At 34.1% G+C, this 20,216-nt stretch carries 21 protein-coding genes; 9 read left to right on the top strand and 12 right to left on the bottom strand.

Translation table 11 applies throughout. The annotated features are described in order from the left end of the window. Positions 1–506: 506 nt before the first annotated feature. Positions 507–1,751, top strand: coding sequence for a phenylacetate--CoA ligase family protein (locus RM51_RS12485; RefSeq protein ID WP_185095009.1), 1,245 nt, complete (start codon positions 507–509; stop codon positions 1,749–1,751). A 93-nt stretch (positions 1,752–1,844) separates the two neighbouring features. Beyond that, positions 1,845–2,456: a hypothetical protein gene (locus RM51_RS12480; RefSeq protein ID WP_039369923.1), complete on the top strand. Its 612-nt coding sequence runs from the start codon at positions 1,845–1,847 to the stop codon at positions 2,454–2,456. A gap of 34 nt (positions 2,457–2,490) precedes the next feature. Here RM51_RS12480 and RM51_RS12475 read toward each other — a convergent pair whose 3' ends face one another. Then, positions 2,491–3,747 (bottom strand): NAD(P)/FAD-dependent oxidoreductase, encoded by a 1,257-nt coding sequence (locus RM51_RS12475; RefSeq protein WP_039369920.1) that lies wholly within the window; start codon positions 3,745–3,747, stop codon positions 2,491–2,493. 97 nt (positions 3,748–3,844) lie between these two features. Between RM51_RS12475 and RM51_RS12470 the strand changes: the two genes are divergently transcribed. From RM51_RS12470 to RM51_RS12440, 7 genes are all read left to right on the top strand, one after another. After that, positions 3,845–5,365, top strand: a complete 1,521-nt coding sequence (locus RM51_RS12470; protein WP_039369919.1) for an HAL/PAL/TAL family ammonia-lyase — start codon at positions 3,845–3,847, stop codon at positions 5,363–5,365. A gap of 51 nt (positions 5,366–5,416) precedes the next feature. Then, positions 5,417–6,148, top strand: coding sequence for a 3-oxoacyl-ACP reductase FabG (gene fabG / locus RM51_RS12465; RefSeq protein ID WP_039369916.1), 732 nt, complete (start codon positions 5,417–5,419; stop codon positions 6,146–6,148). A 10-nt stretch (positions 6,149–6,158) separates the two neighbouring features. Further along, positions 6,159–7,379: a beta-ketoacyl-[acyl-carrier-protein] synthase family protein gene (locus tag RM51_RS12460; protein ID WP_039369913.1), complete on the top strand. Its 1,221-nt coding sequence runs from the start codon at positions 6,159–6,161 to the stop codon at positions 7,377–7,379. A 4-nt stretch (positions 7,380–7,383) separates the two neighbouring features. Further along, on the top strand, positions 7,384–7,638 hold the full coding sequence (locus tag RM51_RS12455) for an acyl carrier protein (protein ID WP_039370312.1): 255 nt from the start codon (positions 7,384–7,386) through the stop codon (positions 7,636–7,638). A gap of 109 nt (positions 7,639–7,747) precedes the next feature. Beyond that, the gene (locus tag RM51_RS12450; RefSeq protein ID WP_039369910.1) at positions 7,748–8,632 is read left to right on the top strand and encodes an LpxL/LpxP family acyltransferase; all 885 of its coding nucleotides are present in this window, start codon (positions 7,748–7,750) and stop codon (positions 8,630–8,632) included. A gap of 118 nt (positions 8,633–8,750) precedes the next feature. Next, positions 8,751–10,289, top strand: a complete 1,539-nt coding sequence (locus RM51_RS12445; protein WP_039369908.1) for a phytoene desaturase family protein — start codon at positions 8,751–8,753, stop codon at positions 10,287–10,289. Positions 10,290–10,386: 97 nt separating this feature from the next. Continuing rightward, the gene (locus RM51_RS12440) at positions 10,387–12,042 is read left to right on the top strand and encodes a C45 family autoproteolytic acyltransferase/hydolase (RefSeq protein ID WP_165585008.1); all 1,656 of its coding nucleotides are present in this window, start codon (positions 10,387–10,389) and stop codon (positions 12,040–12,042) included. Between the two features lie 51 nt (positions 12,043–12,093). Here the strand turns inward: RM51_RS12440 and RM51_RS12435 are convergent, their stop codons facing one another. From RM51_RS12435 to RM51_RS12385, 11 genes are all read right to left on the bottom strand, one after another. Continuing rightward, positions 12,094–13,266 (bottom strand): DUF2062 domain-containing protein, encoded by a 1,173-nt coding sequence (locus tag RM51_RS12435; protein ID WP_039369905.1) that lies wholly within the window; start codon positions 13,264–13,266, stop codon positions 12,094–12,096. A 4-nt stretch (positions 13,267–13,270) separates the two neighbouring features. Continuing rightward, positions 13,271–13,747 (bottom strand): hypothetical protein, encoded by a 477-nt coding sequence (locus RM51_RS12430; RefSeq protein ID WP_039369903.1) that lies wholly within the window; start codon positions 13,745–13,747, stop codon positions 13,271–13,273. Beyond that, a complete protein-coding gene (locus tag RM51_RS12425) occupies positions 13,747–14,124 on the bottom strand; it encodes a 3-hydroxyacyl-ACP dehydratase (protein ID WP_084111121.1) in 378 nt (125 codons plus the stop codon). Before RM51_RS12425 ends, RM51_RS12430 begins: the two co-directional genes overlap by 1 nt. A gap of 3 nt (positions 14,125–14,127) precedes the next feature. Then, on the bottom strand, positions 14,128–14,736 hold the full coding sequence (locus tag RM51_RS12420) for an outer membrane beta-barrel protein (protein WP_039369900.1): 609 nt from the start codon (positions 14,734–14,736) through the stop codon (positions 14,128–14,130). A 4-nt stretch (positions 14,737–14,740) separates the two neighbouring features. Beyond that, positions 14,741–15,376, bottom strand: a complete 636-nt coding sequence (locus RM51_RS12415) for a hypothetical protein (RefSeq protein WP_039369898.1) — start codon at positions 15,374–15,376, stop codon at positions 14,741–14,743. Next, positions 15,342–15,968, bottom strand: a complete 627-nt coding sequence (locus RM51_RS12410) for a LolA family protein (RefSeq protein WP_039369895.1) — start codon at positions 15,966–15,968, stop codon at positions 15,342–15,344. Before RM51_RS12410 ends, RM51_RS12415 begins: the two co-directional genes overlap by 35 nt. Continuing rightward, entirely contained in the window at positions 15,961–16,716 is a 756-nt protein-coding gene (locus tag RM51_RS12405; RefSeq protein ID WP_039369891.1) for a polysaccharide deacetylase family protein, read from the bottom strand. The genes RM51_RS12410 and RM51_RS12405 overlap by 8 nt, the downstream gene beginning before the upstream one ends. Positions 16,717–16,956: 240 nt before the next feature. Then, positions 16,957–18,018, bottom strand: coding sequence for a beta-ketoacyl synthase N-terminal-like domain-containing protein (locus RM51_RS12400; RefSeq protein ID WP_039369887.1), 1,062 nt, complete (start codon positions 18,016–18,018; stop codon positions 16,957–16,959). Continuing rightward, complete coding sequence (locus RM51_RS12395; protein WP_039369885.1) at positions 18,015–19,214, bottom strand: beta-ketoacyl-[acyl-carrier-protein] synthase family protein; 1,200 nt, start codon at positions 19,212–19,214, stop codon at positions 18,015–18,017. Before RM51_RS12395 ends, RM51_RS12400 begins: the two co-directional genes overlap by 4 nt. A 65-nt stretch (positions 19,215–19,279) precedes the next feature. Next, positions 19,280–19,537: a phosphopantetheine-binding protein gene (locus RM51_RS12390; RefSeq protein WP_039369882.1), complete on the bottom strand. Its 258-nt coding sequence runs from the start codon at positions 19,535–19,537 to the stop codon at positions 19,280–19,282. Positions 19,538–19,672: 135 nt separating this feature from the next. After that, positions 19,673–20,212: a 3-oxoacyl-ACP synthase gene (locus RM51_RS12385; RefSeq protein WP_117590352.1), complete on the bottom strand. Its 540-nt coding sequence runs from the start codon at positions 20,210–20,212 to the stop codon at positions 19,673–19,675. Between the last annotated feature and the right edge of the window lie 4 nt (positions 20,213–20,216).

Raw genomic sequence — 20,216 nt, 5'->3', positions numbered from 1 at the left:
CTCAATATCGTTGATTAATTAAGTTGGCAAATTTACTAAAATTTGTCGGTTTATAATATATGTTTTATTTTGATATTTCCAATTAAAAAGTTCTGTTTCAGAAATATAAATATTGGGTTGTTGGAAGTGAGAATTGGGAGTGTTTATTGTATTAAGATTTTGAAGAGGATTTCCGTTAAATTTTAACGCAAAGTTTTTTATTTTGATAACCGAATAATTTTAAGTGGGCAAAGATTAATCAACAAGTTGATTTGATGAAGCTATATTTTCAAGCTTTGCGTAGCAAATTTATTTGCCTTTGCTTTCTAAGAATAAATAACCTTCTAAAGATAAATCTTTGCGTTTAAAAATAAAATACAGCATACTTGAACAGTTTGATGTTGTGTGGAAATCAAATTTTAACTCTGTCAATGGTTTAATTTTAATTAAATAAATTTGTGTTTTAAAAATAAATACCATTGGAATTCTATCCACCCATCGAAAAATCAACAAGTCAGGAAATTAAAATGTTTCAGGAGCAAAAACTTCAGGAATTATTAACTTATCTTGAAACTTATTCTCCTTTTTATCAAAAGCTTTTTAAAGAACATAATATCAATATTGCAGATATTCAAACCTTAGAAGATTTACAAAAAATTCCAACAACGGTTAAGAATGATATTCAGCAGAATAATGATGATTTTTTCTGCATCACTCCTGATAAAATTGTTGATTATAGTACAACTTCAGGAACATTGGGAGATCCTGTAACGTTTGGCTTGTCTGATAATGATCTGGAAAGACTGGCATATAATGAAGCGATTTCTTTTGCCTGTGCAGGAATTCAAAAAGGGGATGTTGTACAAATGATTACAACGATTGACAAGAGATTTATGGCCGGACTTGCTTATTTTTTAGGACTAAGAAAAATGGGAGCAAGTGTTGTGAGAATGGGGCCTGGAATTCCGGAATTGCAATGGGACTCTATTTTCAGATATAAACCGAAATATTTAATAACAGTTCCTTCATTTTTGTTGAAAATGATTGATTATGCGGAAAAACATGGAATAGATTATAAAAATTCCAGTGTGTATGGAGCCGTTTGTATTGGTGAAAGTATCAAAAATCAGGATTTCACAGATAATATTCTTTCGCAGAAAATTAAAGAAAAGTGGAATATTAAATTGTTTTCAACCTATGCTTCCACAGAAATGAGTACTGCTTTTACAGAGTGTGAGTTTCAGCATGGAGGACATCATCATCCTGAACTGATCATTACCGAGATTCTTGATGATGAAGGAATACCTGTTCAGGAAGGAGAAAGTGGAGAATTAACGATTACAACATTAGGCGTTGAAGCGATTCCTTTACTGAGATTTAAAACAGGGGATATTGTAAAAGCACATTATGAACCTTGTGAATGCGGAAGAAATACGATGCGTTTAGGCCCTGTAATTGGAAGAAAGCAACAAATGATCAAATATAAAGGAACAACTTTATATCCACCCGCCATGAATGATATTTTGAATGATTTTAACGGGATTTTATGTTATCAGATAGTTATTCAGACTAATGAAATTGGACTTGATGAAATTATTATCAAACTGAGTACGGAAAATAATGATGAAAATTTTGTCAATGAAGTAAGAGATCATTTTAGAGCAAAACTCAGAGTAAGTCCGAAAATTGAAGTCGTTGATTTTGACATTTTATCTAAAACCGTTTTTCATCCTAATAGTCGTAAGCCGATTACTTTTGTAGATTTGAGGTAAATTAAAATTATTCAATTAAAAAGGAAATATTATTATTGAATTAATTCTTTATTGATGGGGGAGTCTTATATTTGCGCAAATTTTAAATAAATTATGAAAAAAGTATTTTTATTGTTCTTTGCGGTAATTTCGATGATCACTTTTGCTCAGAACGAGATGACGATCACTTCTGGCAGTTTTGATTTTATAAAAAATGAAACTGAAATTAATGTACAATTAAAATTTGATAATACTCTTTATCAAGTAGAGAATCTAACAGAGGAACAATACCTTCAAAATAGAAAAAAAGATATTTTAGCAAAATCTGGAAAAACTGAAGCGGATTGGCAGAAATGGAGTGAAGAATGGGGCCGATTTAAAAGTTCAGAATATTTGAAATATTTTATGAAGGGAGCAAACAGTAAATCAAAAATAGTCTTTGAGAATGAACGTCCTGCAAAATATACATTAATAATTGATGCACAGTGGATTTATGCGGGATGGCATGGTGGAATCATGGGGCAGGAAGCAAAACTGACATCTATTATGAAATTTGTGGAAACGAATGATCCTTCAAAAGTCATATTAGAACTAAAAGCGGATAAAATTTTAGGGAAACCACAAAATAAAGATTTTGTAATGGAGTATGGAAGAATTGCAGGAGCATTTGAAGCTACGGGAAAGAGATTGATGGGAAAAGAATATAAAAGAGCTTTGAGAAAATAAAAACAAAAATCGGTCTGAATTTCAGACCGATTTTTTATTGTTGATTTTGCTGTTCCAATTTTTCCAGCTTAATAAGATTCGCTAAATTTTTGATAACAGTATCGTGTTTTTTCACAAAAGGATTGTCTTTATTCCAAACATATCCTGCTAAAACAGCACATATTTTCTTCTTTACATCAGGATTTTCCGGTTGATGGAAAAACAGTTCCTGAAGATTTCCGGTGTACCATTCTTTCACATAAGTAGTGAAAACATCTACACCATATAAAATATAGTCTGTATACTCTTTTTGCCAGTCGATTTTTTCTCCGTTCAGTTGTCTTAAAGCCAGTTTTGCAGCTAACATTCCGGATTCGGTTGCAAAAGCCATTCCTGAAGAGAAAACCGGATCCAAGAATTCTGAAGCATTTCCGGTTAAGGCAAATCCGTCTCCGAATAAGCTTTTTACCGAACAAGAATAATCTTTCAGATGTCTCGGCTCAAAAAGAAAATCTACATTTCCGAAACGTTTTATATAATAATCAGAAAGAGAAATCGCTTTTTTTAATGCTTCGGTAGTATCTCCGTTTTCGATTAGTTTTTCAATATATTCTGTGGAACCTACAATTCCTAAACTTGTATTTCCGTTTGAAAAAGGAATTACCCAAAGCCAGACTTCAGTTTCAATAATATCAAAAGAAATTAATGTTCCTTCTACGCCCTCTTCTCTGTTGATGTCTTCTACGTGAGCAAAAATAGCAGAGTGGGGAGATAATTTTGAAGGCTTTTCTAGATCTAATAATCTAGGGAGAACTCTTCCGTAGCCGCTGGAATCAATCACGAATTTTGCGTGGATTTCCTTAGTCTCTCCGTCTTTATCTTTTACGGTTGTTATAGAATCTGTCCCGTTAAATTGAATATCAACAACTTCAGCTTCAAATTCCAGGTCAATACCTTTGTTGATGACTTCCTGTGCTAAAGTATTATCAAAATCAGCTCTTGGAACCTGCCAAGTCCAATCCCAGCCTTCACCGAATTTGTCACTAAAATCAAAAATACAAACTTTCTCTCCTCTCAAAAATCTCGCTCCAAGCTTTTTCTCAAATCCCATTTTATCCAAAGCAGGGAAAAGTCCGGCTTCATCAAAATGATCCATTACTCTCGGAATTAAGCTTTCTCCTACAACCAGTCTTGGAAATTTTGTTTTTTCAACAACTTTCACGCTGACATTGTTCTTCTTTAAGTATGAAGAAGATACGCATCCGGAAGGTCCTGCTCCGATTACGAGAACGTCAACAAATTCTTTGTTCATCTTTGATTTTTTATTTTGATAATTACTTCTATCTTTGCCGCAAAATTAGTGACAATTAATTACATATTACAAAATTATATATTATTACTTTTAATTGATGAAAATAAATAACTTTTTAGAACTGACGGATTTTCAGAAGATTATTATCGGAAAAGAAACAATAGAGCTTAATGAAACTCTTTTGCAGAGAGTGGAAACAAGTTTTCAGTTTCTGAAAGATTTTTCTAAAAATAAAGTAATATATGGTGTAAATACCGGTTTCGGACCGATGGCGCAATTCAAAATCAATGATGATGATACCCATCAGTTGCAGTATAATTTGATCAGAAGCCATTCTTCAGGAATTGGAAATCCTTTGCCGGAAGATGAGGTGAAAGCAGCGATGTTGGCAAGATTAAATACATTATCACTGGGTAATTCCGGAGTACATGTTTCTGTCATCAATTTACTTAAAGAACTTATTAATAGAAATATTACGCCACTTATTTTTGAACACGGAGGAGTAGGAGCGAGTGGAGATTTAGTACAGTTGGCTCACCTAGCTTTAGTGCTGATTGGTGAAGGTGAAGTTTTTTATAAAGGAGAAAGAAAATCAACCAAAGAAGTTTTTGCTATAGAAGGATTAGAGCCTATTCATGTGGAAATTCGTGAAGGACTGGCTTTAATGAACGGAACTTCCGTAATGTCAGGAATTGGTGCTGTGAACGCTTATAAAGCCAACCAGTTGACGGATATTTCAATCCAACTTTCTTGTGCTATTAATGAAATTGTTCTGGCTTATGACGATCACTTGTCAGCGGCGTTAAACGGAACAAAAAGACATGCCGGTCAGCAAAAAATTGCTGAAAGAATGAGAAATCATTTGGCAGACAGTAAGTTGGTAAGAAAAAGAGAAGAGCACCTTTATACTCATTTTGAAGAGCAAGATAAAGTCTTTAAAGATAAAGTTCAGGAATATTACTCAATACGATGTGTTCCGCAGATCTTAGGTCCTGTTTTGGATACGTTGGAATTTACCGAGAAAGTTCTTGAAGATGAGATCAACTCAGCAAATGATAATCCGATTATTAATGTTGAGGATCAACATGTGTATCACGGAGGAAATTTCCATGGAGATTATATCTCTTTAGAAATGGATAAACTAAAGATTGTCGTTACGAAACTGACCATGTTAGCAGAAAGACAGCTTAACTATCTTTTGAACGCTAAAATTAATGAGATTTTGCCGCCTTTTGTAAATTTAGGTAAATTAGGTTTTAATTTCGGGATGCAAGGAGTTCAGTTTACGGCAACTTCCACTACGGCAGAAAGTCAGATGCTGTCAAATTCAATGTATGTTCATAGTATTCCTAATAATAATGACAATCAGGATATTGTGAGCATGGGAACGAATGCGGCGGTAATCTGTAGAAAGGTAATCGAAAATGCATTTGAAGTTCTTTCTATTGAAGCCATCACCATTGTTCAGGCGATCGAGTATCTTGGATATCAGGATAAAGTTTCTTCAGCAACAAAAGCGTTGTATGATGATATCAGAAAGATCATTCCTGCTTTTTCAGAAGATATGATCATGTATCCTTATCTTGAACAAGTAAAAAAATATTTCAAGAACATGTAATTATTGATGAGGTTCACTTGTCAATACTATATAAATTAAGAATTAAAAAACATGAAATGTGCTATTGTAACAGGGGGCTCCAGAGGAATCGGAAGAGCAATCTGTTTAAAACTCGCAGAAGAAAAAAATTATCACCTCCTGATCAACTACACTTCCAATGAAGCTGCAGCAAAAGAAACGTTGACTGCTGTTGAAGAACTGGGAGCAACCGGAGAAATTCTGAAATTTGATGTTGGAAATGCTGAAGAAACTCAAAAGGTTTTAACAGAATGGCAGGAAAACAATCCAAATGCTGTAGTTGAAGTTATTGTAAATAATGCGGGAATCACAAGAGACGGGTTATTTATGTGGATGCCGAGTGAAGACTGGAACTCTGTGATCAATACAAGTTTAAATGGTTTTTATAACGTGACCAATTTCTTTATTCAGAAATTGTTGCGTAACAAATACGGTAGAATTATCAATATGGTTTCAGTTTCTGGTGTGAAAGGTACTGCTGGACAAACCAATTATTCTGCGGCGAAAGGAGCTTTGGTAGGTGCAACAAAAGCGTTGGCTCAGGAAGTCGCAAAGAGAAATATTACGGTAAATGCAGTAGCACCTGGATTTATCAGAACAGATATGACGCAGGATTTTAATGAAGATGAATTGAAAGCAATGATTCCTGCCAACAGATTTGGAGAAGCCGAAGAAGTAGCAGATTTAGTTGCATTTTTGGCGTCAAGAAAAGCTTCTTACATTACGGGAGAAGTAATTAATATTAATGGTGGAATTTATTCATAATCATCAGTAAATGGAAAATAGGGTTGTAATTACCGGAATGGGAATTTATTCTTGCATCGGAACTTCTCTGGAAGAAGTCAGAGAATCCCTATATCAAGGTAAATCCGGAATTATTTTAGATAAAGAAAGAAAAGAATTCGGGTTCAGATCAGGTCTTACAGGAGTTGTTCCGAAGCCGGATCTGAAAAATCTTTTAAACAGAAGACAGCGTGTAAGCATGGGAGAAGAAAGCGAATACGCTTATCTTGCGACCATTGATGCGCTTAAACAGGCAAATCTGGATCAGGATTTCCTGGATGCCCATGAAGTTGGGATTTTATATGGAAACGACAGCGTTTCTCAGGCAGTGGTAGAATCTATCGACATTGCCAGAGAAAAGAAAGATACAACATTGATGGGATCCGGAGCGATCTTCAAATCGATGAACTCTACCGTTACAATGAATCTTTCAACAATCTTTAAGTTAAGAGGAATCAATCTTACCATCAGTGCAGCCTGTGCAAGTGGATCTCATTCTCTTGGCTTGGCCTATATGATGATCAAAAACGGTTTTCAGGACATGATTGTTTGTGGTGGGGCACAGGAAACCAATAAATATTCAATGGCAAGTTTTGACGGTTTAGGTGTTTTTTCAGCAAGAGAAGATGAGCCTACAAAGGCGTCAAGACCTTTCGACTCAGCCAGAGACGGACTTATTCCAAGCGGTGGAGCAGCAACGTTAATAGTTGAAAGTTTAGAATCTGCCCAAAGAAGAGGCGTTCCTATCTTGGCAGAAATCGTAGGATACGGTTTCTCTTCAAACGGAGGTCATATCTCTACGCCGAATGTGGATGGACCGGCTTTAGCGATGAACAGAGCTTTGAAACAATCAGGATTAGAAGCTGAAAATATAGATTATATTAACGCTCATGCAACTTCTACTCCTATTGGAGACACCAACGAAGCGAGAGCAATTCATGAGATCTTCGGAAGCGAAGTTCCGGTAAGTTCTACAAAATCGATGACAGGACATGAATGTTGGATGGCAGGTGCAAGCGAAGTGATTTATTCCATTCTGATGATGCAGAATGATTTTATTGCTCCGAATATCAATCTGGAAACCCCGGATGAAGACGCTCAAAGGATAAATCTGGTCTCAAAAACAAAAAGTCAAAAAATTGATGTATTTTTGTCGAATTCTTTCGGATTTGGGGGAACCAATTCCGCATTAATAGTTAAAAAATTTGATTAAAAACATGGAAAGAGAAAAAATTATTGCTATAGCAAATGATTTTTTGATTAATGAATTTGAAGTAGACGGAGATGAGATCAGCAACGAAGCTAATCTTAAGAAAACCCTTGGTTTAGACAGTTTAGATTATATTGATCTTGTAGTAGTAATAGAATCTAATTTCGGAGTGAAATTAGGAGAAGCAGACTTTAAGCAAATGGTGACATTTGAGGATTTCTACACGACTATCGAAAACAAAATCGCTGAAAAAAACGCATAACTATCGATTAAAAATCTACTCTAACAATGTAACAATATAGCAATCTGACAGTTTTCAATGTTTAAAATAAGGTTACATTGTTAGACTGATATATTGCTAAATTTGAACTATGAACAAATGGAAAGGTAAATCTAAAGGCACTATTTTAGGATATAAAATATTCGTGTGGTGCATTAGAAATATCGGGATCCGAAGTTCATATGTTGTTTTATATTTCGTTGCTGCTTACTATTTTTTATTTCTGAAAAAAAGCAACCGATATATTTCTTATTATTTTCATAAGAGACTTAATTATAGTTCTTGGAAAACAAAACTTTCCGTTTTCAAAAGTTACTTTACATTTGGTCAGGTATTGATTGATAAAACCGCAATTTCTGCCGGGCTTAGAGAAAAATATACCTACGAATTTGATGGTGTTGAAAACCTTAAAAATCTTTTAGCCGAAAAAAAAGGAGGAGTTTTGATCAGTGCTCACATCGGGAATTTTGAAATTGCCGAACGTTTTTTTGCAGATATCGACTTTGATTGCCAGATTAATTTAGTGACGACAGATCAGGAAGTTACCGTGATTAAAGAATACCTTGAAAGTGTTTCCGTTAATAAAAGCTCTATTAAGTTCATTTATGTGAAAGAAGATATGTCGCATATTTTCGACATTAATGAAGCTTTATCTAAAAACGAACTAATCTGCTTTACCGGAGATCGTTACTTTGAAGGATCAAAATACCTTGAAGGAGAGTTGTTGGGGAAAACAACGAAATTCCCGGCTGGTCCGTTCCTTATTGCTTCCAGACTCGGAGTTCCTGTTGTTTATGTCTATGTAATGAAAGAAAAAAATCTTCATTACCATTTATATGCAAGAGTCGCTCAGAATATCAAAAAACGTGATGCACAAGGACTTTTAAATTCTTATACCCAAAATCTTGAAGCCATGCTGAAAAAATATCCGCTGCAATGGTTCAATTACTTTGATTTTTGGGATGATATTGATTAATTCCATACTTTTACCTCCACGAACTTAAAACTTAACCATTAACTTAATTGAGGAATTAAATACTATTCTTAAAAAGAAATAATTCTCCAATTAAACAAAAAAACACTGCTTTTCTCCTTTGAAAAAAGAATTTGACATACTTGTGATCGGAAGCGGATTGGGAGGTCTTGTTTCGGCTCTTATTCTGGCTAAAGAAGGGCAGAAAGTGTGTGTGTTGGAAAAGAATAATCAGTTTGGAGGAAATTTACAAACATTTTCACGAGATAAATTAATTTTTGATACCGGAGTTCATTATCTTGGAGGCCTTTCAGAAGGTCAAAATCTTAACCGTTTTTTCTCGTATTTAGAAATTATGGATGAGCTTCAACTTCATAAAATGAATGAAGATGGCTATGATAAAATTACCTTCGGAGAAGATGAAACCGAATATCCTCATGCTCAAGGCTATGAAAATTTTGTCAATCAATTGGCATATTTTTTCCCTGAAGAAAAACAGAATTTGGAAACCTATTGTCAGGAAATCCAGGAAATATGTAATTATTTCCCAAGATACAATGTTGTAGGAAAAGACAATTATAACGAGGAAATTCTCCACTTGAATACAAGAAGGTTTATAGAATCCATAACTTCAAATAAAAAACTACAGGCTGTTTTGTTGGGATCTAATTTTCTGTATGCCGGAGATTCTGAAAATACCCCTTTTTATGTGCATGCATTGACGGTGAATTCCTATATCCAAAGTGCTTATAAATGTAGTAAAGGAGGAAGCCAGATTGCAAAGCTTTTGGTAAAAAAACTCCGTGAATATGGAGCCGAAATTCATCGTCATGCTGAAGTTTTTGAAATGATTTTTAATGAAGAAAATAGGTTAACTTCAGTAAAAACAAAATCAGGAAAAGAATATTCTGCCAAAAAGTTTATTTCAAATATTGAAATCCGTTCACTGATTACATTAATTGGGAAAGAACGACTGAAAAAATCTTTTCTGAACCGTGTTTTGAGTTGGGAGCCTGTTTCTTCCTGTTTCAGTGTGTATTTAGTGCTTAAATCGAATTTGGTTCCGAATTACGATTACAATATTTACCATTACTCATCCGAAGAATTGGTCTGGAATGCCTATCGTTATGATAAAAATTCATGGCCTGAAACCTATATGCTTTCTACAACGCCTTCTAAACATCATCCTGAATTTGCGGAAAGTCTGACCGCCATTTCCTATATGGATTTTGATGAGGTAAAAGAGTGGGAAAAAACATTCAATACCGTTGCCGATGAACATGAAAGGGGGCAGTTGTATGAACAATTCAAATTGGAAAAAGCCGAAAAAATGATTGTTGCTCTCGAACGAAAAGTTCCTGGTTTGAGAGATGCTATAAAAAAGGTGTACACTTCTTCACCTTTATCCTATCGCGATTATATCGGAAGCTTTGACGGAAATATGTACGGATATGCCAAAACCTCAGAGAATCCTTTAAAAACAATGGTTTCTCCCCGTACAAAAATCGATAATTTATTCCTTACCGGACAATCTGTAAATATGCACGGAATTTTGGGCTGTACCATCGGTGGATTCAATACGTGTGCAGAGATTTTAGGTAAAGAGATGATTGATGGAAGATTAACACAAATGATTAATAAAAATAAAGGTGAGGAATAATAATTTTCAAAGTGTCATTCTGAAAGAAGCAACGCGTATTGAAGAATCTCAACAAATAATAAAAGATTCTTCCTTTCGTCAGAATGGCAGAACGTTAATCTTAATTTTTCTCAGCCTAAACCTTATCCTCAATCTCACGTCTTGTGGTGTTCGGAAATCAATTAAACATACTCCGGATGTAAAACAATATTCGCTTGAAGTTCCTAAAGTGAATAAGATCAACGATTCTACTTTTAGTTTTAATCAAAATTATCTAACGAAAAACAAGCAACAGCTTTGGGAACTGTATATTAAAGGAAATCCTTTACAATTAGGCTATAATAATGGAGCTTTAACCCAAGGTTTGATGCAGAAACAGGAAGAGATTTTCTTCTCTAAAGTAGAAGGATTTGTTCCTTCAAAATTTAAACAAAACTTATTGAGAAATTTTCTGAAATGGTATAACCGGAAAATGTATCTGAACGTAAGAAATGATTTTCAGGCAGAACTGTACGGATTATCTCAATATTCATCCGATACATATGATTTTATTGCCCCAAAATATCTGAGAAGTTTATATCTGCATGGCGCCCACGATATTGGTCATGCAATGCAAGATCTGATGATGGTAGGTTGTACTTCTCTTGCGGTCTGGAATGAAAATACTGAAGACGGAGACCTGCTGATCGGACGGAATTTTGATTTTTACGTAGGGGATGATTTTGCTAAAAATAAACTGGTGGAATTCGTGGAACCTGAAGGAGGAATTCCTTATTTATCTGTAAGCTGGCCGGGAATGATCGGAGTCGTTTCGGGAATGAATAAAGAAGGAATTACAGTGACCATTAATGCAGGGAAATCTAAAATTCCATTAACGGCAAAAACGCCAATTTCACTGGTGACAAGAGAGATCTTACAGTATGCAAGAAATATAGATGAAGCTATTGCCATCGCCAAAAAGAGGAAAGTTTTCGTTTCAGAATCGATTCTTGTAGGCAGTGCCAATGATAAAAATGCAGTGGTCATTGAAGTATCACCAGATAATTTTGGAGTGTATAAAGTGGAGAATGCAAGCCGTGTTTTTTGTACCAATCATTTTCAGTCCGACGCTTACAAAGATGATAAAAGAAACCAAAAGCATATCATAGAAAGCCATTCTGAATATCGTTACGAAAAGTTACAGGAACTTTTACAGGAAAATAAAAAGCTTAATCCTGAAAAAATGGCTTCTATCTTAAGAGACAAATCAGGATTGAAAGGTGAAAAAATTGGTTATGGCAATGAAAAAGCAATCAATCAGCTTTTGGCGCATCATGCCGTGATTTTCTCGCCTCAGAAAAAACTGGTTTGGGTTTCTTCCAATCCGTATCAATTAGGAGAATTTGTCTGCTACGATCTGAATGAGATCTTCTCTGAAAAAAGATTACAGAATGGAAAATTTTCAAGATCAGAATTAAATATTGCCAAAGATTCTTTTGTTGATTCTTCTGAATATGAAAATTATGAACATTATAAAATAATGAGCTCAGAAGTTAATGATGCCATTAATAATAAAGACATTCTTCTAACGGATGATCTTCTGCCATATTATCAATCTTTAAATCCGGATTTTTGGCTGGTGTATTATCAATCCGGGAAATATTATTTTAACAGAAAAGAATATTCAAAAGCTAAAGTTGAATTTGAAAAAGCATTGTCTAAAGAAATTACAACGGTTCCGGATAAAGAAAATGTGGAGAATTATTTGAAGAAGACGTTGAAGAAATTGAGGTAGTTTAATGATTTCGGCGGCGGCAAAGCCGCCGCCGAAACGAATCCCGAAAAATTAGTTATTTTCAGGATTTACTTTATTCAAAAACAAGAAAGTGGCAATCCCCGAAATCACAGACACACTGCTTGCTAAAATCATACTTCCGATGATATACTGAAAAAGATTGTTTTTTACCAGATCAAAATTCAGTTCCTGATTGAAAATATCACTGTCTCCGCTCACAAAAGGAGCGCCTAAAAATAAAGAAGCAGCAATAACAAAAGGTATAAATGGTGGCAAACTCACATTGGAAGCTACAAAAGCCAACACTTTATTCAGCTTGAAAAGAACAGATAGAGAAATGACCAGTAAAGTCTGAAATCCCCAAAAAGGAGAAAGTCCTATGAAAACACCGAGAGCAACGGAAAATGCTTTTGTACGGTTGGTTCCGTCACTTTCTAGAACATCTTCCTTGATGAACCTTTTAAAGCTTTTCTTTCTGAAATTGTTGATGAAATTTCTCGGAATAATATACAATAAAGTAATGGTCACCAAAATAGTGTTCAGAATACTGATTCTCGTGAAATCCTTAAATGGCCTGAAATGAGAAACTCTTTCTGCAGGATCATACAAGACTTTGATCGGAACATTTTTTACCGGAACGTGTCTCCAGGCTGTTCTTACAATGATCTCAATCTCAAACTCAAATTTCGGAGTGAAATATTTCTTAGGAATCTTATGTAAAGGGTATAATCTATACCCGGATTGGGTGTCCTCAAGCTTAATTCCTGTTTCAAACCAGAACCAGAAATTAGAAAAACGGTTTCCAAAGCTGCTTTTTTTGGGAATTCCGTCTTGTGACATATTACGGTTACCTATAAGCAAAACATCCTCATTTTCTTCTAATAAAGCCTCTACAAAAACAGCAATATCATCCGGATAATGTTGTCCGTCAGAATCGATTGTTATGGCGTAGTCAAAACCTAATTGTTTAGCTTTTTTAAACCCTGTTCTCAGTCCGTTTCCCTTTCCTTTATTTTCAGACAAAGAAATGACTACAATAGTAGAATAGTTTTGCAGGATTTGAGCAGTAGAGTCGGTAGAACCATCATTTACGACAATGATATTTTCTGTGTATTCCAAAACACCGTCAATGACTCTTTTCAGTGTTTTTTCATTGTTGTAGGTAGGTATTAAAACGCAGATTTTCTTTTCAGAAATTACATTTTGTACTTCAGAGAGGGTCATTGTCTTATTTTAGTGTTGCTCTTTCTTCTGCCGAAATGGTTTTAGATTGTGCCGCAAAATTTTTAATATAGTTTTTTAAGGCAGTATTTTGCTTGCTGTAGTTATTGAGAATAAAAGCTTTATCATCTTTTAGGCTTCCTCTGTATCCTACAATCTTTGGGATGTTTTCCTGAACACTTAGTCTTATCAGACGAAGTTCAATATTATTAGGATTAGATTTGATAATGCTTTCTAAGTTTGTAGCACCGGATTTTACCATAGCCTTTCGGTTTTGCTTGGCAATTTTTGCCTCCATAATCTGTGCCGCTGCTTTATAACCTTTAGTTACAGCGTCAGAACCGTTTTGTTTTTCAGCAATATTTATAAAAGCCTCTAAATTGGTATTTGATAAATTCGCTTTAGCATAGCTGTTTCTTAATGCTTCAAGATCAGTTTGAAAAAATACAAGAAAAGCCGTTAGCAACGTTACAATAAGTTTCATCAGATCAGATTTTTATAGTTTACTGACATTTTTAATGCAATTGTCTCGCCAAACGAAGTAGTATTTTTTACTTTTACTTCCTCCTCGTTTTCAGTAATATCTAATTGAAGGGTTAATTTAGGCGTTTCAAAAGGATTGATAATTGCCATGAATTTTACATTGGAAGCCGTTTTTAAAAACAATTTTTTGCCCGTAAACTCTTCTGTCAGTTCCTTTACGATCTGCATCATACAAACTCCCGGAGTTACAGGATTTCCCGGAAAATGCCCTTTGAAAATATCATGATCCTTATTCAGATTGATTTGGGCAATATAATGACTGTTCTCTGTTTTTTGGAAAGAATCTAATGTATAAAAATCTGTTAGGATAGTCTGCATAAATTATTTTTTCGTGTTAAAGGTATAATAAATCCCGGTTTGGAAAAGAAGATTGGTATGATCTTCACTCGTTGTTTTGATCTGAGAAACCATCCCTTTTTTAAATCTTACTTCAATACCAAAATTTTTAGTGATATCATATCCTAAACCCACCAACACTCCAAGATCGGTATTTGTTTTATTATAAGGATCAAAATTTTTGTCATTAATCAAAACATCGATGCTTACCCCTGCATGCAAATTAAAATTCTTAAAATAAAACTTGTTCACAGCCTGAAAAGAAAGATAGGAAAGCTCAGATTTAACCTCTTGAGTACTCGTTTTCATAATGGTTCCCTGTCTGGAATAATTGATTTCCGGCTGTAAAGCATATAATTTAGAAAAACGGATATTTCCGAAAGCCCCTACATAGAAATCTGTAATATAGCTTGTTCTTACTTTTTCTTCATTGGCCCAATACTCATCACTCGCTTCAAACCAGTTGTAAAATCCGCCGTCATTTTCTGTAAATTTTGCAAAATTGACCCCGCCTCTTATTCCTGGTGTGAAAGTAACCTGTGCAAAAGATAAGCTTGAAATGAGTAAAATAAGTAAAAATGATATTTTTTTCATGCAATTATTCTGTTTCGGTTATTTGAAATAGTTTTATATTGATTTTGAAATCTTTATGCTGAAGATTCAAACTATCCGCGAAGATATGTTTTTTTGCATCAAAAGTAAAATCGATTTTTTCCTTATTATTTTTCGTGTAGATGATTTGTTTTAGTAAATTATTTTCTTTGTTGAAGAATAAATAGTAAACTTTTTTATCAATTTTGGATAGATAAATCTTTGAATTTTCATTTTCAAAACTTTCAGTTACAGGATATTGTCTTTTTAAAAGTTGCTGAAAATCATTCTTTAAGAAATTGATGACAATTTTCTTATCTAAATCAGGAAGAACATAATTGAGTTTAAAATCATTCTCTGAAATTTCAAAATCAATCAATTTATTCCCAAAATCCGATGTCATGGCAACACGGTGTGTCGTTTCGCTGATCTTTTTGATGATCAGAATTCCGCTGACGTGATTTTTATAAATATCCATCTGACATTTATAAACATAATCATCATGGGAAGAAAAGTATAAATTTTCAACCGTTTTTTCAGAACCGGAAACAGTTTTTACATCTGTAAGTTGGTATGTTTTACAGGAAACAAACAATAATAAAATCAGACTATAAAGTGAATTCTGAAGCAGCGATCGGCGCATTGATTTTAGTATTTTTGAAAACAATATTCGTAGTATCTCCCGAAGCTTCCGTCATATTTACCTGTGAAACCGTTGATTGACCTTTGGGAAAGCTCAATTCGATTTGCTTGATGTATTTTAACAATTGAGCAGACTTCGGAGTGAATTTTGCGATGTTGAAATTAGCATTCTTAAAATAAGAAACAGAAAATTCAGGATCGTTGAACATTTGCCCGTTTGAACTTCCAACAATCAGTTTATTGATTTTTTCAAATGTTTTACTTTTGGCATCAACAGAAGATTTCTTCCCCTGATCGTTGATGAAGATCTTATTATCCTTGAAAACAATGCTATACTGATAAGGTTTTGTGTATTTCCAGCTCAGCATATTCGGAGTTTTTAAAGACATTTTTCCGTGAGTGACAATACTTTTGTCCAAAAAATCCATTTTCTTGGTTTGGGTGAAGTCACTTTGTAACGTTTTTATTTCTTTTGTTTCCGATGAAACTTTACTGACAAATGCTTTAGCCTCAGTTCCCGACATTGCCGTGTTTTGTGCAAAAAAGAATCCTGAAACAAATAAAAATGTTCCGAAAGCAATATTTTTAATCATTTTTTTGATTTTTAATCAATGAATCAACCGTAAAAGTTGAGTAGTTTTTATCCTTCAAAAATACTAATAAATCTACCAACACATTGTAGGTTTTTTCTGAAGTGTCGTGAAGAAGAATAATGCTCCCTTTTTTAATACCTTTAGTAACTCTTTGGTAAATTTTTTTCTCATCTTCTGTAATAGTATCCAAAGAACGGACATTCCAGCCGATGCTTTTTTTATGAGTTTTTTTTATTGCTTTTGCAATACTTGGATTGGTAACTCCGAAAGGAGGGCGATATAAATTGGTTTTTAGATTTCCAGCCTTTAACATGATTTCATCACAGTTGTCAATTTCCTCAACCATTTTCGAGGTAGATAGAAATCCTGTGTTGTTGGAATGTGAATAGGTATGATTTCCAATAGTATGTCCTTCTGCAATAATTCTCTGAAAGGTTTCAGGATATTTTTCAATCTGTTTTCCAATACAGAAAAAGGTAGCTTTTATGTTATTTTCTTTTAATAGATCTAAAAATTTAGGTGTAAACTCGGTCGGACCATCATCGAAAGTCAAAGCAACTTCTTTGATTTTTGTTCTTTTATGAGTAACGCTGTTGATGAAATACCTTAATGTAATATCAAAAGAACCCCATGTTAAAACTGCGGTAAATCCAATAAAACAAAAGAAATACACCCAAAAAGTCCCATGAAACGCATAAATAAAAACGTTACAGAAAAGATAAAATAGAATAAACAGATAATGTTTCATCTTTTAATTGGTTTTAAATCTGAAATTTTCAGCTTCTTAGCACTTTAAACGATGTGTTTGTCATTCCGTAGGAATCTCAGCGTATTTTAACGTTACTTAGATTCCTTGCTTCACTTCGTTTCGTTCCGAATGACAAAGACTATGTTTTACTTTTGCTGAGTGAAACGTCTTTGCGAACGGAATATATTTTCAAAATTTAAATTTCTTTGTACTCTTTGCGTTAAGAATAAATTCAACAAACTAAGCTCTTTCCAACAAAACCAAGCTATGATCATTTCCTCCCAAATGATTATAAAGAAGAGTGTATTTAATTTCCTCTTTTTTTAAATCATTAATCATCATCACTTCCGGAATTTTTTGATTTTTAAGAATATGACAAGCAAGAAATGTTGAAAAACCACTTGCCGTATTGAATTCTCCACTCAAATGCTTGTAATACAATAAGGCTGAATTTTGAAATAAACCCATTGCATTCGTATAATAAACATCAGATTTTGCATCTCCGCTGTAACCTAAAATAACAGCATCAATTTCATCATTTTTCAAATTATTTTTAGCCAAAAAATCTTCAACAAATTGATGAGTTTCTTCTAAATTTAATCTGCTGCTGATCTGAATATCTTTTAATTGAGCATAAGAATTTTCTGTTTTATCTTTTCCTAAGACAAAAAAGCTGGCTCCTTCTCCCCAAATGACTCCATTGGTTGTTGAGTTTAAATAATCAACGGGAAGATTTTCTTCTTTTTTAATGGTTTTGTTTAATTTGTACAATTCCATGGTACGGTCGGTTTGTTCGTCTGTAGAACCTACCAAAATGTTATCTGCTTCACCGTCATTGATCTGAAGTTTTGCATCTAAAAAAGAAAATTCCAGAGACGAAGAAGTATTTACATACGTGAAATTATACGCGTGACATTGCAAACCTAAGGCAATTTGTCCCGCAACTGTATTGTGTGTGGATTGAATAAAATACGTAGGAGTAAGAAACTCTTCGTTATTATCAATCACATTTTTTAAAAACTTTTCAGAATCCTGGGAACAACCCATTCCTGTCCCTACGATAATCGCATCAGGATTTTCTATTCCAGCTTCTTGTAAAGCATATTTTGATGCTACGGAACTCATTTTTACCGTTTTAGACATTCTTCTGCTTGCTGCAGGCGGAATGAATTCTTTGTAATTGGGTTCAATAGCTTTTAAAACCTGAGGTGAATGTACAGGCTGTAAGTTTTGGAAAAAATTTTCATTTAAAGTGTCCTGAATCGAAATACAGGCCGCACTGTTGATGTAAACTACGCTCATGATTTTGAGAAAATTAAAGTTGAACAATTTCCCCCAAAACCAAACGAATTGGAAAGAACGTGGTTGATATTTTTCTCTTTGAGTTCAGTTACAGGAGTCAAATCAAATTCTTCCATTTTTGTTTTAAAATTCAGATTCGGAAAAATAATATTATTCTGAATCGCTAATAAAGAATAAACGGCTTCAATTCCTGCAGCTGCAGCAAGAGTATGACCTGTAAATGCTTTCGTAGAACTGAATTCAGGAACATTATTTTCTCCAAAAATTCTGATCATGGCAATTCCTTCCGATAAATCATTATTAGGAGTTGCCGTTCCGTGAACGTTTATATAATCAATATTTTCTTTCTCTAATCCTGAAACTTTCAAAGCTTTTTCCATGGCTAAATAAGCTCCTTGTCCGTTTTCCGAAGAAGCGGTTTGGTGATGGGCGTCATTAGCATTTCCATATCCTGAAAGATAACCCAGAACTTTTTTGTTTTCCTTTTTCACGACTTCATCCGATTCCAAAACGATGAAAGCAGCAGCTTCACCTAAGTTCAGACCTTTTCTGTCGTTGTCGAAAGGCGTGTTATAAGAATCCGTAAGAATCATCAACGTGCTGAAACCATTCAACGTAAATTTTGAAAGAGAATCTGTTCCACCGACAATTACCCGGTCTAAAACACCGTTTTTAATCAGTTTTGCGCCCATCATAATGGCATTGGCTGCAGATGAACAGGCTGTACTGATGGTAGAAACCATTCCTTGTAAGCCTAAATAATCTGCAATCAGCAATGATGAATTTCCGGCATCATGAGCGTCAATATATTTTTGCTTTTCAGGGAAGTCTTCGTAGGTGTAGAAATATTTTTCAGTGATATCCATTCCGCCAACACTGGTTGAGGAGATCAATCCTGTTTTATATTCATTAATGTCAGAAATTCCGGCACTTTCTACGGCTTCTTTTGCGGCAACCATTCCTAATAAAGAGGTTCTTGTAGCATTATTGTCTTCATTTAACTGAAGTTTTTGTACAAGCTCTTCATTAGATAACTTGATCTCGCCCGTTTTTATATTTCCGGTATGGCGTGTTTCAAACAACTGAATGTCTGAAATCCCATGTTTTCCGGTTTTTAACGAACTCAAATTTTCTTCCACATTGTTTCCAATCGCGGAAATGATGCCCATTCCTGTTATGGCAATTTTTTGACCCATGTTGCAAAATGTAACAATGTATCAATACAACGGTTTCTGCCGGATCGATACATTGGTATATTAATTTATTTTGTTCTGTTTTCTTCAATGAATTTCGCCATTGTCTCGATAGAAGCGAAAATCTCTTTCCCTTTTTTGGGATCAGATAATTTGATTCCGTATTCTTTATCAAGAAGAACTATCAATTCAAGCGCGTCGATAGAATCCAATCCAAGACCTCCTCCGAATAAAGGATCTGTATCTTTGATTTCTTCTACTGCAACGTCTTCTAGGTTAAGAACTTCGATAATTTTGTGTTTTAATTCTTCTCTTAAGTTTTCCATAAAAATTTAATTTGAAAATATATTAATGAGATAATTTGAAAATGTATTGAATTATATCAGATATTGAATTTTAAAATAAAAAATATTCTGTTAAATAATCGTTGTACTTTAATGGTAATTTTCAAATTATCAAATTTACAATGTCAGCAAATATACAAAAGCATTATAACTTTCCTGATAGAGTTCTACCCAGCCGCACAATACTTTATCAGCCTTGCCCGACTGTAAAATATGCTCTGAGTAATCGTTTAAAAAATTTTCATCAAATTCATCCAAAACAAAAAAAGCATTCTCTGTCTGCATTTTGTGTTTGATACTGATTTCACCTACACAAATGTTCGGTAAAGTGTACACGAAAACAGCTGGACTCGGGAAGTAATTTTCCTGAGAATTGATGCTTTCCTGATATTTAAAATCGGTATCTAAACTTGATGACCTGTTGGCAAAAACTAATGCTGTTCTGCTGTGATCTTCATCTTTTAAAATCATTTCAGAGGCAAGAAAAGCGAGTTTGCTTAAGCTATCCATTTTGTGAAACTTCGGATAATTTAGCTCTAACGTTTTATAGGCTTCTTTTGCAAAGTCTGAAAAATTTTCAGTTTGGGTTTCAAAAATAACCTCATTGTTGAGAACAATTTTTGAATGCTCTATGGTGCAAATGTCTGTTTTCTTCATGGTT

This window comes from Chryseobacterium taiwanense (genome assembly GCF_000813825.1).
GTDB lineage: Bacteria > Bacteroidota > Bacteroidia > Flavobacteriales > Weeksellaceae > Chryseobacterium > Chryseobacterium taiwanense.
This window is presented reverse-complemented; position numbering and strand designations above follow the sequence as displayed.

Bases quoted from the DNA above. Each gene is read 5' to 3' on its own strand.
- RM51_RS12485 (WP_185095009.1), top strand. From the start codon at position 507: ATGTTTCAGGAGCAAAAACTTCAGGAATTATTAACTTATCTTGAAACT.
- RM51_RS12480 (WP_039369923.1), top strand. From the start codon at position 1,845: ATGAAAAAAGTATTTTTATTGTTCTTTGCGGTAATTTCGATGATCACT.
- RM51_RS12475 (WP_039369920.1), bottom strand. From the start codon at position 3,747: ATGAACAAAGAATTTGTTGACGTTCTCGTAATCGGAGCAGGACCTTCC.
- RM51_RS12470 (WP_039369919.1), top strand. From the start codon at position 3,845: ATGAAAATAAATAACTTTTTAGAACTGACGGATTTTCAGAAGATTATT.
- fabG (WP_039369916.1), top strand. From the start codon at position 5,417: ATGAAATGTGCTATTGTAACAGGGGGCTCCAGAGGAATCGGAAGAGCA.
- RM51_RS12460 (WP_039369913.1), top strand. From the start codon at position 6,159: ATGGAAAATAGGGTTGTAATTACCGGAATGGGAATTTATTCTTGCATC.
- RM51_RS12455 (WP_039370312.1), top strand. From the start codon at position 7,384: ATGGAAAGAGAAAAAATTATTGCTATAGCAAATGATTTTTTGATTAAT.
- RM51_RS12450 (WP_039369910.1), top strand. From the start codon at position 7,748: ATGAACAAATGGAAAGGTAAATCTAAAGGCACTATTTTAGGATATAAA.
- RM51_RS12435 (WP_039369905.1), bottom strand. From the start codon at position 13,266: ATGACCCTCTCTGAAGTACAAAATGTAATTTCTGAAAAGAAAATCTGC.
- RM51_RS12430 (WP_039369903.1), bottom strand. From the start codon at position 13,747: ATGAAACTTATTGTAACGTTGCTAACGGCTTTTCTTGTATTTTTTCAA.
- RM51_RS12425 (WP_084111121.1), bottom strand. From the start codon at position 14,124: ATGCAGACTATCCTAACAGATTTTTATACATTAGATTCTTTCCAAAAA.
- RM51_RS12420 (WP_039369900.1), bottom strand. From the start codon at position 14,736: ATGAAAAAAATATCATTTTTACTTATTTTACTCATTTCAAGCTTATCT.
- RM51_RS12415 (WP_039369898.1), bottom strand. From the start codon at position 15,376: ATGCGCCGATCGCTGCTTCAGAATTCACTTTATAGTCTGATTTTATTA.
- RM51_RS12410 (WP_039369895.1), bottom strand. From the start codon at position 15,968: ATGATTAAAAATATTGCTTTCGGAACATTTTTATTTGTTTCAGGATTC.
- RM51_RS12405 (WP_039369891.1), bottom strand. From the start codon at position 16,716: ATGAAACATTATCTGTTTATTCTATTTTATCTTTTCTGTAACGTTTTT.
- RM51_RS12400 (WP_039369887.1), bottom strand. From the start codon at position 18,018: ATGAGCGTAGTTTACATCAACAGTGCGGCCTGTATTTCGATTCAGGAC.
- RM51_RS12395 (WP_039369885.1), bottom strand. From the start codon at position 19,214: ATGGGTCAAAAAATTGCCATAACAGGAATGGGCATCATTTCCGCGATT.
- RM51_RS12390 (WP_039369882.1), bottom strand. From the start codon at position 19,537: ATGGAAAACTTAAGAGAAGAATTAAAACACAAAATTATCGAAGTTCTT.
- RM51_RS12385 (WP_117590352.1), bottom strand. From the start codon at position 20,212: ATGAAGAAAACAGACATTTGCACCATAGAGCATTCAAAAATTGTTCTC.